This is a genomic window from Herbidospora yilanensis (assembly GCF_001570565.1).
GTDB classification, from domain to species: Bacteria; Actinomycetota; Actinomycetes; order Streptosporangiales; family Streptosporangiaceae; genus Herbidospora; species Herbidospora yilanensis.
In genome coordinates, this window is record NZ_BBXE01000034.1 from 63598 (window position 1) to 81382 (window position 17785).

At 69.7% G+C, this 17785-nt stretch carries 18 protein-coding genes; 11 read left to right on the forward strand and 7 right to left on the reverse strand.

Going from position 1 to position 17785, the window contains the following annotated elements:
• The first annotated feature begins 57 nt into the window (after window positions 1–57).
• On the forward strand, window positions 58–645 hold the full coding sequence (rfbC, locus tag AW273_RS26975) for a dTDP-4-dehydrorhamnose 3,5-epimerase (RefSeq protein WP_062353840.1): 588 nt from the start codon (window positions 58–60) through the stop codon (window positions 643–645).
• Here the strand turns inward: rfbC and AW273_RS26980 are convergent.
• The 4 genes from AW273_RS26980 to AW273_RS26990 form a co-directional block, all read right to left on the reverse strand.
• On the reverse strand, window positions 638–1684 hold the full coding sequence (locus AW273_RS26980) for a 2-oxoacid:ferredoxin oxidoreductase subunit beta (RefSeq protein ID WP_062353843.1): 1047 nt from the start codon (window positions 1682–1684) through the stop codon (window positions 638–640). The two genes, rfbC and AW273_RS26980, sit on opposite strands and share 8 nt — an antisense overlap.
• The gene (locus tag AW273_RS26985) at window positions 1677–3524 is read right to left on the reverse strand and encodes a 2-oxoacid:acceptor oxidoreductase subunit alpha (protein ID WP_062353846.1); all 1848 of its coding nucleotides are present in this window, start codon (window positions 3522–3524) and stop codon (window positions 1677–1679) included. The genes AW273_RS26980 and AW273_RS26985 overlap by 8 nt, the downstream gene beginning before the upstream one ends.
• Window positions 3525–3661: 137 nt before the next feature.
• Window positions 3662–3745, reverse strand: a complete 84-nt coding sequence (locus AW273_RS39400) for a putative leader peptide (protein WP_369409209.1) — start codon at window positions 3743–3745, stop codon at window positions 3662–3664.
• A 28-nt stretch (window positions 3746–3773) separates the two neighbouring features.
• Window positions 3774–5219 (reverse strand): polysaccharide deacetylase family protein, encoded by a 1446-nt coding sequence (locus AW273_RS26990; protein ID WP_083950084.1) that lies wholly within the window; start codon window positions 5217–5219, stop codon window positions 3774–3776.
• Window positions 5220–5316: 97 nt separating this feature from the next.
• Between AW273_RS26990 and AW273_RS26995 the strand changes: the two genes are divergently transcribed.
• On the forward strand, window positions 5317–5688 hold the full coding sequence (locus AW273_RS26995) for an NADH-quinone oxidoreductase subunit A (RefSeq protein ID WP_062353852.1): 372 nt from the start codon (window positions 5317–5319) through the stop codon (window positions 5686–5688).
• On the opposite strand, the gene AW273_RS27000 is transcribed toward AW273_RS26995, so the two are convergent.
• On the reverse strand, window positions 5652–6920 hold the full coding sequence (locus AW273_RS27000) for an RNA-guided endonuclease InsQ/TnpB family protein (protein WP_083950088.1): 1269 nt from the start codon (window positions 6918–6920) through the stop codon (window positions 5652–5654). The genes AW273_RS26995 and AW273_RS27000 overlap by 37 nt on opposite strands.
• Before the next feature lie 91 nt (window positions 6921–7011).
• On the opposite strand from AW273_RS27000, the gene AW273_RS27005 reads away from it, so the two are divergent.
• The 3 genes from AW273_RS27005 to nuoH are packed head-to-tail and all read left to right on the forward strand — an operon-like array spanning window position 7012 to window position 8955.
• Window positions 7012–7497 carry an NADH-quinone oxidoreductase subunit B gene (locus AW273_RS27005; protein WP_030457030.1) on the forward strand — a complete coding sequence of 162 codons (486 nt, stop codon included), beginning with the start codon at window positions 7012–7014 and terminating at the stop codon, window positions 7495–7497.
• Complete coding sequence (locus AW273_RS27010; protein WP_062353856.1) at window positions 7494–8015, forward strand: NADH-quinone oxidoreductase subunit C; 522 nt, start codon at window positions 7494–7496, stop codon at window positions 8013–8015. Before AW273_RS27005 ends, AW273_RS27010 begins: the two co-directional genes overlap by 4 nt.
• Window positions 8008–8955: an NADH-quinone oxidoreductase subunit NuoH gene (gene nuoH / locus AW273_RS27015; RefSeq protein ID WP_062353858.1), complete on the forward strand. Its 948-nt coding sequence runs from the start codon at window positions 8008–8010 to the stop codon at window positions 8953–8955. The genes AW273_RS27010 and nuoH overlap by 8 nt, the downstream gene beginning before the upstream one ends.
• Here the strand turns inward: nuoH and AW273_RS27020 are convergent.
• Together AW273_RS27020 and AW273_RS27025 are read right to left on the reverse strand one after the other, a co-directional pair.
• Window positions 8952–10295: a serine/threonine-protein kinase gene (locus AW273_RS27020; protein WP_062353861.1), complete on the reverse strand. Its 1344-nt coding sequence runs from the start codon at window positions 10293–10295 to the stop codon at window positions 8952–8954. The two genes, nuoH and AW273_RS27020, sit on opposite strands and share 4 nt — an antisense overlap.
• 39 nt (window positions 10296–10334) lie before the next feature.
• Complete coding sequence (locus AW273_RS27025; RefSeq protein ID WP_062353863.1) at window positions 10335–10955, reverse strand: ComEA family DNA-binding protein; 621 nt, start codon at window positions 10953–10955, stop codon at window positions 10335–10337.
• A 141-nt stretch (window positions 10956–11096) separates the two neighbouring features.
• Here AW273_RS27025 and AW273_RS36615 point away from each other — a divergent pair, with 141 nt between their 5' ends.
• The 6 genes from AW273_RS36615 to AW273_RS27055 all read left to right on the forward strand — a co-directional run bounded on the left by AW273_RS36615 (window position 11097) and on the right by AW273_RS27055 (window position 17768).
• The gene (locus AW273_RS36615) at window positions 11097–12092 is read left to right on the forward strand and encodes a 4Fe-4S binding protein (RefSeq protein WP_232327616.1); all 996 of its coding nucleotides are present in this window, start codon (window positions 11097–11099) and stop codon (window positions 12090–12092) included.
• On the forward strand, window positions 12089–12622 hold the full coding sequence (locus AW273_RS27035; protein WP_062353866.1) for an NADH-quinone oxidoreductase subunit J family protein: 534 nt from the start codon (window positions 12089–12091) through the stop codon (window positions 12620–12622). The genes AW273_RS36615 and AW273_RS27035 overlap by 4 nt, the downstream gene beginning before the upstream one ends.
• Window positions 12622–12930: an NADH-quinone oxidoreductase subunit NuoK gene (gene nuoK / locus AW273_RS27040; RefSeq protein WP_062353869.1), complete on the forward strand. Its 309-nt coding sequence runs from the start codon at window positions 12622–12624 to the stop codon at window positions 12928–12930. Before AW273_RS27035 ends, nuoK begins: the two co-directional genes overlap by 1 nt.
• Entirely contained in the window at window positions 12927–14753 is a 1827-nt protein-coding gene (locus AW273_RS27045) for an NADH-quinone oxidoreductase subunit 5 family protein (RefSeq protein WP_063910119.1), read from the forward strand. Before nuoK ends, AW273_RS27045 begins: the two co-directional genes overlap by 4 nt.
• Before the next feature lie 121 nt (window positions 14754–14874).
• Window positions 14875–16356, forward strand: coding sequence for a complex I subunit 4 family protein (locus AW273_RS27050; protein WP_062354057.1), 1482 nt, complete (start codon window positions 14875–14877; stop codon window positions 16354–16356).
• The gene (locus AW273_RS27055) at window positions 16353–17768 is read left to right on the forward strand and encodes an NADH-quinone oxidoreductase subunit N (protein ID WP_062353871.1); all 1416 of its coding nucleotides are present in this window, start codon (window positions 16353–16355) and stop codon (window positions 17766–17768) included. The genes AW273_RS27050 and AW273_RS27055 overlap by 4 nt, the downstream gene beginning before the upstream one ends.
• Window positions 17769–17785 lie beyond the last annotated feature (17 nt).

Here is a 17785-nt window from a genome sequence, read left to right on the forward strand (position 1 = left end):
ACCACTGATGCCCCGCCGGTGCTGACCGGCGGGGCATCTGTCATGTAAGGAGTCCATATGGAAGAACTGTCGATCAAGGGCGCCTACCTCCACACCCCGAGGTTGTTCCACGACGACCGGGGCACGTTCATGGAGTCGTTCCGGGCCGCCGACCTCGCCGAGGCGACCGGCCACGGCCTGCGCCTGTCCCAGGCCAACACCTCGGTCTCCGCCCGGGGCGTGATCAGGGGCATCCACTACGCCGACGTGCCGCCGAGCCAGGCCAAGTATGTGACCTGCCTGTCCGGCCGCATCCTGGACGTGATCGTCGACCTCCGCGTGGGCTCACCCACGTTCGGCCGGCATGACTCGATCGTCCTCGACGCGGAGAGTTTCCAGAGCGTCTACATCTCCGAAGGCCTCGGCCACGGCTTCGCCGCGCTGACCGACAACGCCACCGTCTTCTACCTGTGCTCCGAGCCCTACGCCCCGACACGGGAGCGCGGCATCAACCCGCTCGACCCGGAGCTGGGGATCGACTGGCAGGTGGAGAACCCGGTGCTCTCGGAGAAGGACGTACAGGCGCCGTCAATGAAACAGGCCCTCGACGAGGGCCTGTTTCCTGACTTCGAGACGTGTACGGCCTTCTACGGAACCCTTAGTTGATCTTCCAGGTATCGCCGCCCTGGAGCAGCTCGTCGAGGTCGCCGGGGCCACGCTGGGCCACGGCCATCTCGAGCTGCTCGCTCATCAGGTGGTCGTAGGAGGGCCGGTCGACCGACCGGAAGATGCCGATCGGCACGTGCTGGAAGGCCGGCTCGTCGAGCCGGCTCAGCGCGAACGCGAGCGACGGGTCGGGGTTGTGCACGTCGTGGACGAGGATCTCCTCCGGGGAGATCGAGTCGCGCGCCACGACCTCGAGACCACCGGTCGGGGCGAGCCTGACCGCCTGGGTCGCGTTGGCGATCGGCTGGCCGTGCTCCAGGCGCAGGGTGATCACGTCGCGCTTCTCGGGGTCCTTCAGATCCTCGAACGCGTTGTCGTTGAAGATGTTGCAGTTCTGGTAGATCTCCACCAGCGAGGTGCCCCGGTGGGCGGCGGCCTCGCGCAGCACCGAGTGGAGGTGCTTGCGGTCGGAGTCGATGGTCCGGGCGACGAACCCGGCCTCGGCGCCGACGGCCAGCGAGATCGGGTTGAACGGCTTGTCGAGCGAGCCCATCGGGGTCGACTTGGTGATCTTGCCGACCTCGGAGGTGGGCGAGTACTGGCCCTTGGTCAGACCGTAGATCCGGTTGTTGAACAGCAGGATGTTCAGGTTGACGTTGCGGCGCAGCGCGTGGATCAGGTGGTTGCCGCCGATCGACAGGGCGTCGCCGTCACCGGTGATCACCCACACCGACAGGTCGGGGCGGGAGGCCGCCAGACCGGTCGCGATGGCCGGGGCGCGGCCGTGGATCGAGTGGAACCCGTAGGTGTTCATGTAGTAGGGGAACCGCGAGGAGCAGCCGATGCCCGACACGAACACCGTGTTCTCGCGCTTGATCCCCAGCTCGGGCATGAACGACTGCACGGCGGCCAGGATCGCGTAGTCACCGCACCCGGGGCACCAGCGCACCTCCTGGTCGGACTTGAAGTCCTTCAGGGTCTGCTTGCCCTCGGCCTTCGGCACCAGGGCCAGGCCCTTGCCGTTGAGAGACTCACTCACTGTCGATCACTTCCTGGATCACTCCGGCCAGCTCCTCGGCCTTGAACGGAAGCCCGCGCACGCGGTTGTAGCTGATGATGTCGACCAGGTACTTCGCCCGCAGCAGCAGCGCGAGCTGGCCCAGGTTGATCTCGGGCAGCAGGACCTTGTCGTAGGACTTCAGCACCTCGCCGATGTTCTTCGGGAACGGGTTGAGGTGACGCAGGTGAGCCTGCGCGACCTTGCCGCCGCCCCGGCGCACCCGGCGGGCCGCCGCGGCGATCGGGCCGTAGGTCGAACCCCAGCCGAGCACGAGCACCCGCGCGTCGCCGTCGGGGTCGTCGACCTCCAGATCGGGCACGTCGATGCCGTCGATCTTGGCCTGGCGCAGCCGGACCATCAGGTCGTGGTTGTTCGGGTCGTAGGAGATGTTGCCGGTGCCGTCGGCCTTCTCGATGCCGCCGATGCGGTGTTCGAGGCCGGGGGTGCCGGGGATCGCCCACGGGCGGGCCAGCGTCTCGGCGTCACGCTTGAACGGCAGGAAGGTGGTGCCGTCGTCGCCGTTGGGCTCGGTCGTGTAGGGCACCGAGATGTCGGGCAGCTCGGCCTGCGACGGGACCTTCCACGGCTCGGAGCCGTTGGCCAGGTAGCCGTCGGAGAGCAGCATCACCGGGGTGCGATATTTGATCGCGATCCGGGCGGCCTCGACGGCGGCGTCGAAACAGTCCGACGGCGTCGCCGGGGCGATCACCGGCACCGGCGACTCGCCGTTGCGGCCGAACAGCGCCATCAGCAGGTCGGTCTGCTCGGTCTTGGTCGGCATGCCGGTCGAGGGGCCGGCGCGCTGCACGTCGACCACGATCAGCGGCAGCTCGGTGGTGACCGCGAGGCCCACCGTCTCGGCCTTGAGCGCCACACCCGGGCCCGACGTGGTGGTCACGCCGAGCGCCCCGCCGAACGCCGCGCCCAGCGCCGCGCCGACGCCGGCGATCTCGTCTTCGGCCTGGAAGGTCCGGATGCCGAACCGCTTGTGCTTCGACAACTCGTGGAGGATGTCGGAGGCCGGGGTGATCGGGTAGGAGCCCAGGAACAGCGGCAGCTTCGACTGGACCGAGGCCGCGACCAGCCCGAGGGCCAGCGCCTGGTTGCCGGAGATGTTCCGGTAGACGCCGGCGCTCAGCGGGGCGGGCTTGATCTCGTAGGAGACCGAGAACGCCTCGGTCGTCTCGCCGTAGTTGTAGCCGGCGTTGAACGCGGCCACGTTGGACTTGGCGATCGCGGGCTTCTTGGCGAACTTGGTCTCGATGAACTTGATCGTCGCCTCGACCGGGCGGCCGTAGAGCCACGACAGCAGGCCGAGCGCGAACATGTTCTTCGCCCGCTCGGCGTCCTTCTTGGAGATGTCGAACTCTTCGAGCGCCTTGACCGTCAGCGAGGTCAGCGGCACCGAGTGGAGCCGCCACTCGGCCAGGCTCTCGTCTTCGAGCGGGTTGACGTCGTAGCCGACCTTCTGCAGGTTCCGCTTGGTGAACTCGTCGGCGTTGGCGATGATGTCGGCGCCGCGCGGGAGGTCGGACAGGTTCGCCTTGAGGGCGGCCGGGTTCATCGCGACGAGGACGTTGGGCGCGTCGCCCGGGGTGAGGATGTCGTGGTCGGCGAAGTGGAGCTGGAAGCTCGACACTCCGGGGAGGGTGCCTGCCGGGGCGCGGATCTCGGCCGGGAAGTTGGGCAGCGTCGACAGGTCGTTGCCGAACGACGCCGTCTCCGCGGTGAATCGATCGCCGGTGAGCTGCATGCCGTCGCCGGAGTCACCCGCGAACCGGATGATCACGCGGTCGAGTTGCTGCACCTGCTTGGTCACAGCGCTCAGTCCTCCTCGACAGACCAAGGCGCGGTCTGCTCGTGGCACGTGTGTGAATTCAATGCTAGATCCCTTTGCCGCGCTTATACGAATGCGCGTGGGTTGTGACCTTTGTCGCTCGTGTGGGGGGATGGGCGTCAGTCGGGCAGGCTTTGACACAGTCCCGACGCGATGCGGCACAGGTCGACGTGCCGGCGAGCGAAGAGGATGATTCGGGTCACGGTGCCTAACTATATGTCCCCGCTGGATTCACGGTAGCGGGCGCCCATAGCGCGAGACGGCGACGTCCGTGGCCGATTCGTAGGTTACGCCTGGCTGCATCGGGCGTGTTCCGTACAACTCGGGAACGGTGACAAAAGAGTATCCACGGTCCCTGAGTGTCTTGAGGATCAGCGGGATGGCTTCGGGGGTGGCGGGGGCCAGGTCGTGCAGGAGCACGATCGAACCGGGCTTCACGCCCGAGGTGACCCGTTTGCAGATCTCCTTCGCGGTGGCCTCGCGGCCGTCGCCGCCGTCGACGTCCCAGGTGACCACGCTGAGCTTCAGCTCGCCGGCGACCTTGGCGACGTCGGGGTTGGTCGCGCCGTAGGGGGGCCGCATCAGGGCCGGGAGGCTGCCGGTCGACTGGGCGATGACGTCCTGGGTGCGGGAGAGCTGTTCGTAGATGCGGTTGTCCGGGAGTGTCGTCAGGTCGCGGTGCGACCAGCCGTGGTTGCCGACCAGATGACCGTCGCCGGCCATCCGGCGCAGCAGGTCGGGGCGGGCCGCCGCGCTGGTGCCGGTGAGGAAGAAGGTGGCGCGGGTGGTGCCGAGGGCGGTCAGGATCCGGTCGGTGTACGGCCCCGGCCCCTCGTCGAACGTCAGGGCGACGCAGCGCGCGACCCGGCAGTCGACCTTCCCCGGCACCGCGGGCGCCGTGACCTCCGGCGGCTCGCGCAGCTCCGGCGGGGTGGTCGGCCGGGCCGACTCGACGGCCCGCTGGGCGGCCCGGCCGAAGTCCGACAGCAGCGGCGCCGCGTCCTGCTTGGGGATCGCCGTGGCCACCCGGCCCAGCGCGCCGGGCCCGATCTCGTAGTCGTCGAACTCCACCACCAGGTCGCCCCGAGAGTTGAAGTCGAGCGAGTCGAACAGCGCCGGGTCGGGCTTGATCGCCGCGTGGTCGACCTCGGCGTCGCCGGCCAGCCGGGCCCCGACCACTCGCGCGAGGGCGTCGAGGTTCTTGACCAGCAGATCGGAGGTGACGACGCGGGCGCCGTCGTACCAGAGGGTGCGGGTCGAGTTGACCCAGGACGCGCCGTCGTAGCGGCCCGTCCGGAGGCGGACCCCGCTGACCTTCGGCGACACGGCGGTGAGTTGCCATTCGACGTTGATCTCGGACTTGGGGAGCGTGGCCTTGCCCTTGGCCGTCTTCTCGTTGAAGGCCTTGGCCTCGGCGACGAGGTCGGCCCGGATCTGGTCGCTCAGCGGCGTCGCGCCCGGGATCTGGGGGTAGGTCAGGTGCACATTGGTCTTGCCCGTCTCTTTGTAGATGGTCTGCACCTGGAGGCCGGGCACGGCGGCGGGGTCGACGAAGGTCAGCACCGTCGGCTCCGACGACGGCGGCACCTTGTCTCCCGGGGAGTTGAAGCCAACGCCGCACGCGCAGCAGGCGGCGGCGAGCATCGCGATTCCTCCGGTGAATCGCAAAACGGGCATAAATGTCAGATTATTGGCGCTTGAGCGTGGTTTGCTGCGACTTGGCAGTCTCCGTGAGCTTCTTTGGTTCGGCGTTCAGGTGCGCGATTATCAGGGGGTGGACGGATACTTCGGGTCGTACGCGGTCGTGGCCGTGCTGCTGGCCATCGGGGCGGCGATCTTCGCCGGCGCCCTGCTGATCAACCGGCTGCTGCGCCCCGACCGGCCCACCGAGGCGAAGCTGACCTCCTACGAGTGCGGCGTCGACCCCGTCGGCGACGGCTGGGCCCAGTCGCAGGTCAGGTACTACGTCTTCACATATCTTTATGTCGTGTTCGCCGTCGACGCGGTGTTCCTCTTCCCCTGGGCGACGGTCTTCGCCGCGCCCGGCTTCGGCATGACCACCCTCGTCGAGATGTTCGTGTTCCTGGCGTTCATCGCGCTCGGCATCGTCTACGCGTGGCGCAAGCGCGTGCTCAGTTGGACTTGACATCCTCCCCTCCCGGAAGGAAGGGATTCCACCTCATCTCTCGCTGAAAGGAGGACGAGTTGGGGTTCGCGCTTCACCGGCCCGGTGACCCGGTCGCCTCCGCGCGCATTCACCGCATGCCCGGCGGCGATGTCTCGGATGTTTCTGGCTGCGTTCACGTCGGCGTTGCACTCAAGTCCGCAGGCTACGCACCGGAAGAGAGCTTGGCTCTCGCGGCTCTCCCGGGCGACATGCTTGCAGGCGTTGCAGGTCTGCGACGTGAATGCCGGACTGACTCTGACGACCCGGCCAGGCGCTTTGTGCTCCAGGCGGTCGAGCAGGTAACCCCAGCCGCTGGCGAGAATGCCGCGATTGAGCCCGGCTTTCTGCCTGACGTTCCTGCCGGGGGCCTCGATGCTGCCGCGGGCCGATCGGGTCATGGCGGAGACATGCAGATCTTCGACGGCGATCATGTCGTACCGGCGGGCGAGATCGGTGCTGGTCTTCTCGACCCAGTCTCTGCGGCGATCCTTCTCGCGCGCCTTCAGCTTCGCGACCGCTTTCTTGACTTTCCCGCGCCGGTTGGAGCCGTGCTTCGCCCGCGCGAGCATGCGCAGAAGCCGGAGCAGACGGAACTTCTCGGCCTCCCGAAAGACGGGCGCGTTGGTCATCTCGCCGTTCGAGAGCGCGACGCTGACCGCGACACCCCGATCCACGCCCACGGCCTCACCCGATCCAGGTGCGGAGATCGGCTCCGGGACAGCGGCGAACGCCACGAACCAGCGCCCGACCGCGTCGCAGGTGATCCTGAACGACTTGACATTCTCGGGAACGGCTCGGGACCAGCGGAATCGCACCCAGCCGACCTTGGGGACCCTGACTTCGCCGACGTGACGAGAGAGCCGGCGCAGGTCGTCGGCTTTCACGGCGACGATACGGAACCCTTCATGCCGTCCTCGCCGACGCCACGTCGGCCGCTTGTGCGTTCTTCCGAAGAAGTTCGTCACGGCTTGCGCGAAGTCCTTGATCGCCTGTTGCTGGACGACGATGGAACCCGCCCGCAGCCACGCGTATTCGGCGCGCGCCTCAGTCAACTGCCTGCACTGCTCGGCGAACCCGGGAGGGGATTTCCGGCCCGGCTTCCAGTGCGAGTACTGCTCGACAGCGAGGTTCCACACATATCGCGCGTGCCTGCAATGCTCCGCCAATGCCGCCTCCTGGACGGGCGTCGGGGCAAGCCGGTAGCGCGACATGACCGGAAGCTTACCGAAAGTCACCGACAAAAACGGGGTATCGAAATGCCGCGCCATTCCGGGCATCGACGCTGGAGGAATCTGGTGACCCATGGTTGACCTGCCCACCCCGACGTTCGGACCCGCCGCGAGGCTGGCCCCGAAGCCGATGAAGTTCGTGCTGAACTGGGGCCGCCGTTACTCGTTGTGGGTCTTCAACTTCGGCCTGGCCTGCTGCGCGATCGAGTTCATCGCCACTTCGATGAGCCGCCACGACTTCATCCGGTTCGGGGTCATCCCGTTCGCCAACGGCCCCCGCCAGGCCGACCTGATGATCGTCTCGGGCACGGTCACCGACAAGATGGCCCCCGCCGTGCTGCGCCTCTACGAGCAGATGCCCGACCCGAAGTACGTCATCTCGTTCGGGGCCTGCTCCAACACCGGCGGCCCCTACTGGGACTCCTACTGCGTCACCAAGGGCGTCGACCAGATCATCCCGGTCGACGTCTACGTGCCCGGTTGCCCGCCCCGCCCCGAGGCGCTGCTCCACGGGATCATGAAGCTCCAGGAGAAGATCGCGGGGGAGTCGCTGGCATGATCCTCGATGAGTTCGGCTCCGGGGTGGTGATCTCCGAGTCCTTCGGCGAGACGACCGCCGACGTCGGCCCGGCCGACTGGATCGAGGTGCTCACCTTCTGCCGCGACCGGGGATACTCCTTCTTCGACTGGCTCACCGCCGTCGACGACCCGCCCGAGGGCTTCGCCGTCGTCGCCCACCTCGCCGACCAGGAGAGACACCTTCGTCTGCTGGTACGCACCCACGTGCCGCACAGCGACCCGGTGCTGCCGTCGGCGGTGGGCGTGTTCCGGGGGGCCGACTGGCACGAGCGGGAGACCTTCGAGATGTTCGGCGTGGTCTTCGACGGCCACCCCGACCTCAGGCCCCTGCTGCTCCCCGACGGCTTCGAGGGCCACCCGCTGCGCAAGGACTTCGTGCTGGCCGCCCGGGTGGCCAAGACCTGGCCCGGCGCGAAGGAGCCGGGCGAGTCGAGCGCGCCGTCGAGACGGAAGATGTCGCCGCCCGGCGTGCCGGCCGACTGGGGGCGCAATGCCTGAGCTGCTGGAAGTCGCGATCAGGGTGATCGTGATCGTCGGGGCGTTCCTGCTGCTGCCGCTGATCGTCGGCCAGATGGAACACAAGGCCATGGCCCACATGCAGTCGCGCCTCGGCCCCATGTACGCCGGCGGTTTCCACGGCTGGGCCCAGCTCATCGCCGACGGCGTCAAGTTCATGCAGAAGGAGGACGTCATCCCGGCGGCGGCCGATCGGGCCGTCTTCAAGCTGGCCCCCGCGGTCGCGCTGGTGCCCTACCTGGTCGTCCTCGTCGTGATCCCGGTGGGACCCGGGCTGCTCGGGGTCGACCTCGACGCCGGGATCTTCTTCGTGCTGGCCGTGATGGGCGTCGGCGTGCTCGGGTCGATCATGGCCGGGTGGTCGTCCGGCAACAAGTACTCCGTGCTGGGCGGGATGCGGTCGGCGGCGCAGCTCATGTCGTACGAGCTGCCCCTGGTCCTGGCCGCATCCAGTGTGGCCATGGCGGCCGGGACCCTCTCGCTCCAGGGCATCGTCGAGGCCTGGGAGCCCTGGTGGCTGGCCTGGCAGGCGATCGGCGCGGTGGTGTTCTTCGTCGCCGGGCTGGCCGAGCTCCGCCGTCCGCCGTTCGACATGCCGATCGCCGAGTCGGAGATCATCATGGGCCCGATGACCGAATACACCGGCATCCGGTTCGCCCTGTTCATGCTGACGGAGTACGCCGGGATCGTGGTCCTGTCGGCGCTCACCACGGTCCTCTACCTGGGCGGCTGGCAGGGGCCGCTGCTGCCCGGCCCGGTCTGGACCCTCATCAAGATCTTCGCCCTGGCGTTCGTGGTCATCTGGGTCAGGGTCAGCTTCCCCCGCATGCGCGAAGACCAGCTCCAGCGGCTCGCCTGGGTCGGCCTGGTGCCGCTGGCGCTGGTGCAGCTCGCGCTGACCGGGGTCGTGAAGGTCCTCTAGTGCACGATCCGCAACATGATGTCGGAGGCGGTCGGCCGGTTCGCCGGGTCCTTGTCCAGGCACGACGCCGCCAGGGCCCGTAACGACACCGGCAGTTCGCTCAGGTCGGGCTGGTGGTTGATGATCCGGTTGAGGATCGCCGGGATCGTGTCCTGCCCGAAGGCGTTCTTGCCCGACGCCGCGAACACCATCGTGGCCGCCCACGCGAAGATGTCGGTCTCCGGCCCGACCGGCCGGCCCCCCACCTGCTCCGGCGACATGTAGGCCGGGGTGCCCATCACCTGGCTCGCGGTCGCGTTCACCTGGTCGAGCGCCTTGGCGATGCCGAAGTCGATCACGCGCGGGCCGTCGGAGCCGATCAGCACGTTGCTCGGCTTGAAGTCGCGGTGCACGATCCCCGCCTTGTGGATGGCGGCCAGCGCGCCGGCCGTCGCGAGGGCGAGCCGGGTCAGGCCGTCTTCGGTGCGGGGCCCCTTCTCCTTGACGAGCTGCTCCAGCGACACCCCGTCGACGTACTCGGACACGACGTAGGCCAGGTCGTCGGTGATGTTGACGTCGAGCACCCGGGCCGTGGAGAACGGCGCCACCCGGCGGGCCGCGTCGACCTCACGCAGGAACCGCGCCTGGGCCTCCCTGTCCTTGGCGATGTGGGCGTGCAGCACCTTGATGGCGACCTTCTGCCCGCGCTGGTCGACCCCCAGGTAGACGGCGCCCTGCCCGCCCTGCCCGAGATCCCCGATCACCCGGTAGGGCCCGAGCCACTGCGGCCCCTGGTGCCGCGGCTGCACCCCCATCGTCGAGGGATGGGTCGGCTGCGTGAACGGCCGGGGCGGCTGCGGTGGGGTGTTCAGGTGCGGCTGCGGGACATGGGCCGGGCGCGGGGGCTGCTGCGGCGGGTAGGCCGGCCGGGGCGGCATGGGCATCGGCCGCTGCGGCTGGTACTGCGGCGGCTGCTGGACGGTCTGCTGGACGGCCTGCGGCTGGACGGGCTGCCAGGCGTACCCCGGCTCGAACACCCCCCGGCGGATGATCAGAGTGTGCGCGAGCCCGCCGAACCAGTTCACGCACAGGCCGATCGTCGTCGTCGTGTCGAGCCAGGTCGGCCACAGTTTGGTGTCCTCGTAGCTGGCGATGGCGATGACGAAGATGACGAAGTTCAGGGCGTAGATCCCGGTGGCGACGATCAGCCAGGGGCTGCGCTTCTTCGCGGCCGCGTAGCCGATGGCGAACGGCGTGCCGAACCCGCAGGTGAAGAGCGGAACCATCGCCCACAACCAGGACAGCGCCACGTTCGAGGCGGGCTTCTGCGGTTGCTGCGGCGGTTGCCAGTACGGATGCACAGCGCGAACAATACGTACTTCCGACGCCAAGCGCCGCTATTACGGGAGATAGACGCCGTATTCGGAGAGCTCATCCCTGTTGGCGACCGGCAGGTCGAGCAGGTCCGACAGGTCCTCCGCCGAGGTGAAGGTGACCGTCCGGCTGCGTGCCTCCAGCACCCGTTCGACCAGGTCGGGCGTCATGCCGGGAACGGTCCGGAGCACGATCGCGGGCGCGTGGTTCATGTCGACCAGCCCCCCGTCGTCGAACCGCCGCCCCAGATCGGGCCGGCCCACGCCCAGCCGCCGCGCCCGGCCCGGGTTCCGGGTGGCGAGTGCGCGGGCCTCCTTCCGCAGTAGCCGCGCCCGCTCGAACGGGCAGGCCGGGCCGAAGACCTTCTTCCTGACCGCGAACGCGTGGAGCGTTCCGCCGAGCCACGACAGGAACAGGCCCAGCACCATCACCGCGGCCCAGATCCCGGAAGGGGTGCCCGTCACGTTGCCGATCAGGAGCCAGGCGGCCATCGAGAGGGCGTACAGGACCCCGGAGAGCGCCAGCCACCAGCTCCGCCGCCAGAAAGCCGCCCACCCGAACGTGAACGGCGTCGCGAAACCAATGGTGACCAGGGGCGCCACCGCCCACAGAAAGCCGCGAGCCGCCGACCGCGGCACCTGGTCCATATGCGAAGGATACGGACTTTCTGTCTCGACCTGGAGAAAACCGATAGGGCCGGGTCGTCACATTCACGAGTGGCCTGTTCTAGGGGATGATGATGGATCGTGGCGCGCATACCAGGAACAGGCCTGGCCAAGGGCTTGGCCGTGACGCTGCGACACATGCTCAGGCGCTCGGTGACGCAGCAGTATCCGGAGGTCAGACCCGACCTCCCGCCCCGATCGCGCGGCGTGATCGCGCTGGTCGAGGAGAACTGCACGTCGTGCATGCTCTGCGCGCGTGAGTGCCCCGACTGGTGCATCTACATCGACTCCCACAAGGAGACCCTGCCCGCGCCCGAGGGCGGCCGTCCCCGGCAACGCAACGTGCTCGACCGCTTCGCCATCGACTTCTCGTTGTGCATGTACTGCGGGATCTGCATCGAGGTGTGCCCGTTCGACGCCCTCTTCTGGGCGCCCGAGTTCGAATACGCCGAAGGCGACATCCGCAACCTCCTCCACGAGAAAGACCGGCTGGGCGAGTGGGTCTCCGGCGTCCCCGCGCCCCCCAGGCACGAGCCGAACGCCGAACCTCCGAAGGAGGTGACGGCCGGCCGCCGCCCGGCGAGGGGACCGGGCGGCACGGGGGCGGAGAAGCCGCCACCATCGACCGCCGAGACCGAGGGTCCCGGCGAGGCCAGGCCACGTCCGGCACGTGACGTCCGCGCGATCCGCCCGCCGGGCCGCCTCCCCGATCAGGGCGCCGGAGACACTGCGGAGACCGCCGGCGAGGCGAAGTCGCGTGCACCGCGCGATGTCCGCGCGATCCGGCCGCCGGGCCGCCTCCCCGATCAGGGCGCTGGAGACACTGCGGAGACCGCCGGCGAGCCGAAGGCGCGTGCACCGCGCGATGTCCGCTCCATCCGGCCGCCGGGCCGGCTTCCTGACCGGACGCCCGGTGAGACGCCTGCTGAGGCGCCCGATCAGGGCAAGTCGGCTCCGGGTGACGAGGCGCCTCCGGCTGGGCCGCCGCCGAAACCCCGGGTGCCGCGTGACGTGCGGTCGATTCGGCCGCCGGGGCGGCTGCCCGACCGATCTGCCGGCGGCGAGGGTGAGCGGCCGTCGCCGGAGGGTGGCGAGGGGCCCGACGAGGAGGGGCTGTGAGAGCCGTCGACTTCTGGCCGCCGTCCACGCTGGAGATCGTCTTCCTGCTGCTCGGGCTGGTCGCCGTCGGGTCGGCGCTGCTGGTGGTGACGACCAGGCAACTGGTGCACGCCGCGTTGTGGCTGGTGGTCTGCTTCGGGGCGCTCGCCGGGTGTTATCTCGTGCTGACCGCCGAGTTCGTCGCCTGGGTCCAGGTGCTGATCTACGTCGGCGCGGTCGTGGTGCTGCTGCTGTTCGGGATCATGCTGACCCGCGCGCCCATCGGCAGGAGCGACGACCTCGACTCCGGCAACCGGGTGGTCGCGGCCGTCGTCGCCGTCGCCACCGCCGGGGTGCTGGTCAGCGTCGTGGTGGGCGGGTTCCAGCACGCCTACGCGGACCTCCGGCCCGGCGCGGGCTCGGCCGAGGAACTGGGCGCGAGCATCTTCCGGAACTGGGTGCTGCCGTTCGAGGCGCTCTCGGTGCTGCTGCTGGCCGCGCTCATCGGCGCGATCGTGTTGTCCCGCACCGACATCAAGGGGCGGCGCTGATGCACGTCGTCTATCCCGCCGTCGTGGCCGCGCTGCTCTTCTCCATCGGCGTGTACGGCGTGCTCGCCCGGCGTAACACCATCCTCGTGCTGATGTCGGTCGAGCTCATGCTCAACGCCGTCAACCTGAACCTGGTCGCCTTCGACGTCTGGCTGCGCGACATGCTCCACTCCGGGCAGGTGCTGACCCTGTTCGTGATCGTCATCGCCGCCGCCGAGGTCGGGATCGGGCTGGCCATCGTGCTGGCCGTCTTCCGCACCCGCAAGGCCATCGAGTTCGACCGGCTGCGCGAACTGGGGGAGCCGTGATCGTTTCCCTCGTGGTCGTCCTGCCGTTGGCGGGAGCCGTGCTGGGCCTGCTGCTGTCCCGTCGTCCCCACGGCCGCGGCCCTGCGGAGAACCTGGCCGCCAACAAACGCGCGGCCTGGTTCGGGGTGCTGCCGACAGCCCTGTCGACGGCGCTCATCGGCTGGCTGGCCTGGGAGAACACGCCGTCGACGAGCGTGCTGACCGTGATCGACACCGGCGGGATCGCGATCACCGCCGGGCTGGAGGTCGCCGAACTGTCGGTGCTCACGGCGATGCTCGTCGGCGTGGTGGCGCTGGCGGTGCAGGTCTACTCGGTGGGATACATGCGGGGCGAGTCCCGCTATCCCTCCTTCAGCGCCTTCATCAGCCTGTTCACCAGCGCGATGTTGCTGGTCGTGTTCGCGGCCGACCTCCTGGTCCTCTACGTCGGCTGGGAGATCATGGGCCTGTGCTCCTACCTCCTGGTGGGCCACTGGTGGGAGGAGAGGGCCAACTCGCGGGCCGCGATCAAGGCGTTCCTGGTGACCCGCCTGGGTGACGTCGGCTTCCTGTTCGGCATCTTCGTCCTGGGCTTCGCGGCCGGCTCGTTCCGCGTCGCCGACATCCTGGTCGCCGACATCCCCGAGTCCACGCTGGTCCTGGCCACGCTGCTATTGCTCGCCGGGGTGGCCGGCAAGAGCGCCCAGGTCCCGCTGCACACGTGGCTGCCCGACGCGATGGCCGGCCCGACCCCGATCAGCGCCCTGATCCACGCCGCGACGATGGTGGCGGCGGGCATCTTCGTGGTGGCCCGCCTCTACGTGCTGTTCCCGCAGCCGACGCTCGACGTGCTCGGCGTCGCCGCCGCGATCGGCATGCTCGGCGCGGCCCTGGCCGCCTTCGCGCAGACCGACCTGAAACGTGTGCTGGCCTATTCGACGATCAGCCAGCTCGCCTACATGGCCGCCGCCCTCGCCGGAGGCGCCCGCGACGCGGCCGTCTTCCACCTGGTCACCCACGGCGCCTTCAAGGCCCTGCTGTTCCTCTGCGCCGGCGCGGTCATCCACCACGTGGGCTCCAACCTGCTCGGCCACATGGGCGGGCTGCGCCGGCCGATGCCGATGACGTTCTGGGCCATGACCGTCGGCTACGCCGCCCTGATCGGCCTGCCCCCGGCGAGCGGCTTCTTCAGCAAAGACGCCATCCTCTACGGCCTGGAGCGCTCGTCGAGCCCGATCCAGCTCCTCCTCTACGGTTCGGCGCTGCTGACCGTCGGCGTGACCGGCGCCTACGCGACCCGGGCGTGGCTGATGACCTTCTTCGGCACCGGCAAGATCCAGGCCCTCCCCGAGCCCGCGCCCGGCACCGCCCACGTCTTCGACGGCCGGGAGGCCCCGCTGTCGATGTTGTGGCCGATGGGCGTCCTGGCGATTCCGGCCCTGCTCCTCGGCTTCACCGACGCAGGCGAGTTCCACCTCGCCCCCGCTTTGACCGCGCTGGTCGTGGCGCTGCTGGGAGCGGCGTTCGTCTACGTCGTCTGGCGCGGCGCGCCCGAACGCGACCCGGCCCGGCTGCTGGGGGCCTTCCGCGATCCGTGCGAGCAGGCGTTCTACGTCGACCGGCTCTACGCGGTCGTGTTCGTCCGGCCGGTGCTCGCGCTGGCGCGGGGGGTGGTGCGAACCGACGACCACGTGGTCGACGGCGCGGTGCGGGGAACCGGCCGGGCCGCCGTCGGGTTGTCGGGGCTGACCCGCCACCTCCAGAACGGCAACGCCCAGCTCTACGTGACGGGCCTGCTCGCCGGGGTGCTGCTGATCGCGGTCGGGGCGGTGGTGCTGGGATGAGCCGCACCGTGGCCGCCCTCGTGACGGTGCCGGGGTCACCTGTGGTCTTTCGGGATGCTGCTGGGCTGAAGAGGTCTGCGAACGTCCCGCCGCTCGGCTCGGGTGACGGGGTGGTGTGGCCATGAGTGTTCTGCTGGTCGCGCTGCTGCTCCTTCCGCTGCTGGGGGCCGCCGCGCTGCTCGTTCCCGGGCCGCTCGGCATCGTGGCCGTGCGGTTCGGGCTGGCGGTCTCCGGGGTGGTCTTCGTGGTCGCCGTCGCGGTGGCGTCCCTGTTCGACTACTCCGCGGCCGGGCGGGTCCAGGGGACCGTCGACCTCCCCTGGATCCCCTGGCTCGGGGTGCGGTTCCACCTCGGGATCGACGGGATCTCGCTGCCGCTCGTCGTGCTGACCGCGCTGCTGACCCTCCTGTGCCTCGTCTACCTGGCCGGACACCGGCCGACACGGGCCAGGGAGCTCGTCTTCGCGCTGCTGGTGCTCGAACTCGGCATGATCGGCACCTTCCTCTCGCTCGACCTGCTGCTGTTCTTCGTGTTCTTCGAGGTCGTGCTGATCCCCATGTACTTCGTCATCGCCGTCTGGGGTGGCGAGGGGCGGCGGCGGGCGGCGTACAAGTTCATCCTCTACACGCTGCTCGGGTCGGCGGTGCTGCTGGTCGGGCTGCTCTACGTCTGGGCGCAGACCGGCACCCTCGACATGGTCCGGCTGGCGGCAGGACATCCGATGGGACGCACGCCGCAGATCCTCGCGTTCGTGGCCATCGGGCTCGGGCTGGCCGTCAAGACGCCGATGTGGCCGCTGCACACCTGGTTGCCCGACGCCCACACCGAGGCCCCGACCGTGGGGTCGGTGCTGCTCGCCGGGGTGCTGCTCAAGATGGGCACCTACGGTTTCGCGCGGGTGGCCATCCCGATCCTGCCTGAGGGGGCCGCGGCCGTCGCGCCGTGGCTGGGGGCGCTGGCCGTCGTCGGCATCGTCTACGGCGCGCTGGCCTGCCTGGCGCAGCGCGACCTGAAGCGGCTGATCGCCTATTCGTCCGTGGGGCACATGGGGTTCGTGCTGCTCGGGTTCGCGACGCTCACGCCGGTCGGGATCAACGCCGCCCTCTACGGCAACGTCGCCCACGGCCTGATCACCGGGTTGCTGTTCTTCCTGGTCGGCGCGCTGAAGGAGCGCTACGGCACGTCCGACCTCGACCGGCTCGGGTCGGGGCTGCTCGGGCGGCTGCCTCACGTCGCGTCGCTGCTGACCTTCGCCGCCGTCGCGTCGCTCGGGCTGCCCGGGCTGGCGGGGTTCTGGGGCGAGATGCTCGCCCTCCAGGGCGCCTATGCACCGGCCGCCGGGTTGCCCCGGGGGTTGTTCCTCACGTTCATGGTGATCGGCGGGCTCGGGGCGGTGCTGACGGCGGCCTACTTCCTGGTCATGTTGTCGCGGCTCACCCACGGGCCGTGGGGCGGGCCGGGGCCGACCATCCACGACGCCACCCCGATCGAGCTCACCGCCTGGGTGCCGCTGGTCGTGCTCATCCTGGTGTTCGGGGTGTGGCCGTCGGCGCTGCTCGGGCTGACCACACCCGCCGTACAGGCGTTTCTGGGGGTGCCGTGATCCAGTCGATCGACTACTGGGCGATCGCCGCGCCCCTGATCCTGGCGCTGGCCGCCGGGCTCGTCCTGCTGCTCGACGCCTTCCTGCCCGCCCGGCCCGGCGTCCGCGCCGCTCTGGGCTGCGTCACCCTGGCGGCGCTGGTGGCGGCGTTCGTCGTGGTGGTGGCCCAGCGGGGCGTCCGGGAGACGTTCTGCGTGCCGTCCATCGGCTGCTCCTACGTCGTCGACGCGACCACGATCGTGTTCGCCGGGCTGGCCCTCGGGGCCGGCGCGGTCGTGGTCCTGTTGTCGATGGCGCAGCTCGCCGAAGGCGACATCCCGGTCGGGGAGTGGTATTTCCTGCTGCTCGCGGCCCTGGCCGGAGCGGTCACCCTGCCCGCCTCACGCGACCTGATCATGCTGGTCGTCGCGCTCGAACTCGTCTCGCTGCCGGTCGTCGCGCTCACCGCGCTGCGCCGCTACGACGGGCGCGGCGCCGAGGCGGCCCTCAAGCTGTTCGTCGTCTCCGTCGTCTCCACGGCCGTGATGTTGTTCGGGGTCAGCCTCCTCTACGGCGTCACCGGCGCCGTCCACCTCGACGCCATCGCGGCGGCGCTGGCGCAGCCCGAACGCCCGGGAGCCGGGCCCGTCGTGGCGGTCGGGGCCGTCATGGTCGTCGCCGGGTTCGGGTTCAAGATCGCCGCGGTGCCGTTCCACTTCTGGGCCGCCGACGTCTACCAGGGCGCGCCCATCCCGGTCGCGGCCCTGCTGTCGGTCGTGTCGAAGGCGGCCGGGTTCGCCGGGCTCATCCTCCTCCTCACCCAGGCACTGCCGAGCGAGTCGGCCACCTGGACGCCGATCGTGGCGGTGCTGGCCGCGCTGACCATGACCGTCGGCAACGTGCTGGCCCTCCGGCAGATCCACCCCGTCAGGCTGCTGGCCTGGTCGTCGGTGGCGCAGTCGGGATACATCCTCGCGCCCGTCGCCACCACCGACGCCCAGGCCGCCACCGCCTACCTGGTCTTCTACGCCGCCATGAACCTGACCGCCTTCGCCGTCGTCATGGCCGTGCCCCACGACACGCTCGACGGCTACCGGGGCCTGGTCTCCGCCCGTCCGGTCGCGGGGCTGGCGCTGGCGTTCGCGCTCATCTGCCTGGCCGGGCTGCCTCCCGGTCTCGCCGGGCTGTTCGCCAAGGTCGTCGTCTTCCGCGAGGTCGTCGCGGGCGGGCTCGGCTGGCTCGCGGTGGTGATGGCCGTCAACACGGTGATCGGCCTCTACTACTACATCGCCTGGACGGCCCGTCTGTTCACCCCCGCCGACGCCACCCGGCCCGCCGCCTCCGGTCCCGCCTGGATCGCGGTCGGGGTGGCCACGGCGGTCGCGGTCGGCTTCTCGGCCGCCCCTCAGTTCGTCCTCGCCACGCTGGGCTGACGTTCGGGACGGGAACG